This window comes from Vaccinium witches'-broom phytoplasma str. VAC (assembly GCF_000309405.1).
Classification (GTDB): Bacteria; Bacillota_I; Bacilli_A; order Acholeplasmatales; family Acholeplasmataceae; genus Phytoplasma.
Map to the genome: position 1 here is coordinate 1 of NZ_AKIN01000014.1, position 3,520 is coordinate 3,520.

Here is a 3,520-nt window from a genome sequence, read left to right on the forward strand (position 1 = left end):
ATCATTATGTTTAGATTTAAGGCAGGTTACCCTTTATGATAATAATTAAATCAGAGAATGAAATTGCTATAATGAGAAAAGCAGGTCAAATTTTATCTTCTATAAGAAAAGAATTAATCCTTTCTTTGAAAGAAGGTGTTTCTACTTTTGCTTTAGATATGATTGCTCGTGAATTAATTGAAAAACATGGAGTGGTTTCCGCTTTTAAAGGTTATAAAGGTTTTGATGGTTATATGTGCACTTCGGTTAATGAAGCTATCGTGCACGGAATACCATCTAAAAAACAAATTTTAAAAAAAGGCGATATCATTACGATTGATATGGGTATCAAATATCAAGGATATTATGTTGATTCAGCTTGGACTTACACCATAGGTAAAGTTTCTAAAAAAGTAGCAACTCTTTTGGAAAACACTGAAAAGTCTTTATTCGCTGGAATAGAACAAGTTAAACCAGGAAATCGCATTTCTGATATTTCTGCAGCTATTTTTGAAATTGGTAAAAAGAATAAATACGGTATAGTTGAGGTTTTTTCAGGACATGGAATTGGTTTGCAATTGCATGAAAAACCTTATATTTTTAATTTTGATTTTGTTGATAAAGATTATATCTTACAACCAGGAATGACTTTTTGCATTGAACCTATGTTTACTTTAGGCACTAAAGAAGTTAAAATATTGAATGACGGTTGGACTGTTATAACAGCAGATAAAAGTTTAAGTGCTCATTTTGAACACACAGTTTTAGTGACCGAAAGCGGATATGAAATTTTAACATTAACATAAACAAAGAAATAGGAAAATAAAAATAAATATGGTTAATCCAAATATTATTGAATTTGATGATGCTATAGTAGTTGGCATTTTGCCTAATGCTAAATTTAAATTAGAACTTTCTAATAAAAAAAGTATTATTGCTCATATTTCAGGAAAGATACGTAGCAATAACATTCGTATTTTGTTAGGTGATAAAGTTAAAGTAGATTCTAAAGGACGTATTGTTTATCGTTATATCGATAAAAGATAATAATATTTTTTTAAATAAAAGGAGATATTTAAAATGAAAGTTAGAGCTTCTGTTAAAAAACGTAGTGCTGATGACATCATTGTACGTCGCAAAAAAAGAGTTTATATTATAAATAAAAAAAATCGTCGTAATAACCAAAGACAAGGGTAATTTGGAAAGGAGTTTGTAAATGGCAAGAATTGCAGGAATAGATGTTCCTCGCGATAAAAGAGTAGTGATTTCGCTTACTTATATTTATGGTGTTGGACGTAAAACTTCTCAGCAAATTTTAAGCGAATTAAATATAGATGAAAATATTCGCGTTAAAGATTTAACTGAAGAACAATTATCCCGCATAAGAAATGAATTAAGTAAAATGAGCGAAGGAGCTCTAAGACGTGAGACTGCTTTAGTAAATATTAAACGCTTAATGGAAATCGGTTGCGATAGAGGAATACACCACCGTAAAGGATTACCAGTAAGAGGGCAAAAAACTAGAAACAACGCTAAGACAGCTAAGAAAAATCGTAAAAAACCGGCTTCAAGCGTTAATAAAGATAAAAAAAGCAATAAGAACGCTAAAAGAGGGAGATAATAAATGGTTCAAAAAAAACGCATAAAGCGTAAAAAAATTAAAAAAAATGTTCCTTTGGGTATAGCTCATATTCATACTACTTTTAATAATACTATATTGACTATTACCGATTTAGAAGGTGATGTAATCACTTGGAGCAGTGCAGGTTCTTTAGGTTTTAAAGGTAGCAGAAAATCAACTTCTTTTGCAGCTCAACAAGTAGCTAGAAAAGCAGCAGGATTGGCTAAAGTTCAAGGAATGCAAAAGGTTGAAGTCTTTATTAAAGGTCCAGGAGTAGGTAGAGAAACTTCTATTCGTTCTTTACAAGAATCAGGTTTAGAAATTACTGCTATTAAAGATGTTACTCCTGTTCCTCATAATGGTTGTAGACCGCCTAAACGTCCTCGTGGTTAATTAAGGGAGTAGAAAATGAAAAAATTAAAATTTTTAAGACCTATTATGTTAGTTGACAATGAAAATGATGATGATTTTGATAAAAGATTCGTTATCCAACGTTTAGAAAAAGGATACGGAACTACAATCGGAAATTCTTTGAGAAGAGTTTTATTATCTTCTTTGCCAGGCGCCGCTATTGTAAACGTTCACATTGATGGTGTAGAACATGAATTTACCGTTATGGATGGTGTTTATGAAGATATTATGACTATCATTTTAAATTTAAAAAAAGTCGTTATTGCTGTTGATTCCCAAGATGAAGATTTTGAACAAAAGTTGAAAATCGATATTACAGGTGAAAAAACAGTAACAGCTGCAGATTTTAATGTTGTTGATGGAGTTAATATCATTAATAAAGATCAAGTAATAGCTCATGTATCAGAAAACACTCGTTTCCGTATGGAAGCGACAGTAAGAAGAGGCATTGGTTATGAAAGTGCTGCGAGTAACAAGGTTTTTAATAAAAGTCAATTTGGAGTTATAGCGATCGATTCTTTATATACACCAGTTGTAAAAACAACTTACACTGTGGAACAAAAGTTAGGTAACAAAGAAGAGTTAGTAGTTGATATCGAAACTAATAAAGCTATTACCGCTAAACAAGCTTTATCTACAGCTTCTAAAATTTTAACAGATCATTTTAATGTTTTAGTTAAATTATGCGAACAAGAACAACAAAATGACTTTATTTATGAAGCAGAAATTGAAAATTACAATCATGCTTTAGATTTGAAAATCGAACAATTAGAATTGTCCGTGAGACTATTAAATAGTTTGAAAAAATCAGGAATTAATACTGTAAAAGAATTAGTGAGTCAAAAAGAAAAAGATATTTCTAAATTAAATAGTTTAGGTACAAAATCTTTTAATGAATTAAAAGCAAAAATGAATAAATTAGAACTTCGTTTCGATATGCTAATAAACGACAAATAAAATATTTTTTTAGAAAGTGGGTTAAAATTAAAAAATGGTTTACAGTAAATTAAAACGTACTACCCCTCAAAGAAAATCTTTATTAAGAAGTTTAGTTTCCAGTTTGATTGCGAACGAACAAATTGTAACTACTTTTTCTAAAGCTAAAGAATTGAGAAGAGCAGTTGAAAAATCTATAACTTTAAGTAAAAAAAACACTTTACACGCAAGAAGACAAGCATCTCTTTTAATGTTTAACGAAAAAATAGATGAAAATAAAACTGTTTTACAAAAATTATTTAACGAATTATCTGCCAGATATCAAGACAGACCGGGCGGTTATACTAGAATTATCAAAACTGAACCTCGTAAAGGCGACGCCGCCGCTATGGCAATCATACAACTTGTTGAATCTTTGATCAAATAAGTTTTTTATTAATTTTTATTAAAATTTTTATTACATAGAGAAAAGTTATTTCTCTTTTTTTCTGAAAAATAAAACAAAATTGATTCATTTGGTCTGTTTTTATGTTCCAAATCATTAATTTTTTATTTAAAAAAGTATATTTTTCT

Annotated in this window: 7 protein-coding genes; all 7 read left to right on the forward strand. The window is 29.5% G+C overall.

Annotated features, from left to right (window positions below):
• Nucleotides 1-35 precede the first annotated feature (35 nt).
• The 7 genes from map to rplQ are packed head-to-tail and all read left to right on the forward strand — an operon-like array spanning nucleotide 36 to nucleotide 3,374.
• Entirely contained in the window at nucleotides 36-785 is a 750-nt protein-coding gene (gene map, locus RI68_RS00610; protein WP_017193334.1) for a type I methionyl aminopeptidase, read from the forward strand.
• A gap of 28 nt (nucleotides 786-813) precedes the next feature.
• Nucleotides 814-1,026, forward strand: a complete 213-nt coding sequence (gene infA, locus RI68_RS00615) for a translation initiation factor IF-1 (RefSeq protein ID WP_017193335.1) — start codon at nucleotides 814-816, stop codon at nucleotides 1,024-1,026.
• Between the two features lie 33 nt (nucleotides 1,027-1,059).
• Nucleotides 1,060-1,176: a 50S ribosomal protein L36 gene (gene rpmJ / locus RI68_RS00620; protein WP_017192653.1), complete on the forward strand. Its 117-nt coding sequence runs from the start codon at nucleotides 1,060-1,062 to the stop codon at nucleotides 1,174-1,176.
• Between the two features lie 19 nt (nucleotides 1,177-1,195).
• Nucleotides 1,196-1,600, forward strand: a complete 405-nt coding sequence (rpsM, locus tag RI68_RS00625) for a 30S ribosomal protein S13 (protein WP_017193336.1) — start codon at nucleotides 1,196-1,198, stop codon at nucleotides 1,598-1,600.
• 3 nt (nucleotides 1,601-1,603) lie between these two features.
• Nucleotides 1,604-1,993: a 30S ribosomal protein S11 gene (rpsK, locus tag RI68_RS00630; protein ID WP_017193337.1), complete on the forward strand. Its 390-nt coding sequence runs from the start codon at nucleotides 1,604-1,606 to the stop codon at nucleotides 1,991-1,993.
• 15 nt (nucleotides 1,994-2,008) lie between these two features.
• The gene (locus RI68_RS00635) at nucleotides 2,009-2,968 is read left to right on the forward strand and encodes a DNA-directed RNA polymerase subunit alpha (protein ID WP_017192472.1); all 960 of its coding nucleotides are present in this window, start codon (nucleotides 2,009-2,011) and stop codon (nucleotides 2,966-2,968) included.
• A 34-nt stretch (nucleotides 2,969-3,002) separates the two neighbouring features.
• On the forward strand, nucleotides 3,003-3,374 hold the full coding sequence (gene rplQ, locus RI68_RS00640) for a 50S ribosomal protein L17 (RefSeq protein WP_017193338.1): 372 nt from the start codon (nucleotides 3,003-3,005) through the stop codon (nucleotides 3,372-3,374).
• Nucleotides 3,375-3,520 lie beyond the last annotated feature (146 nt).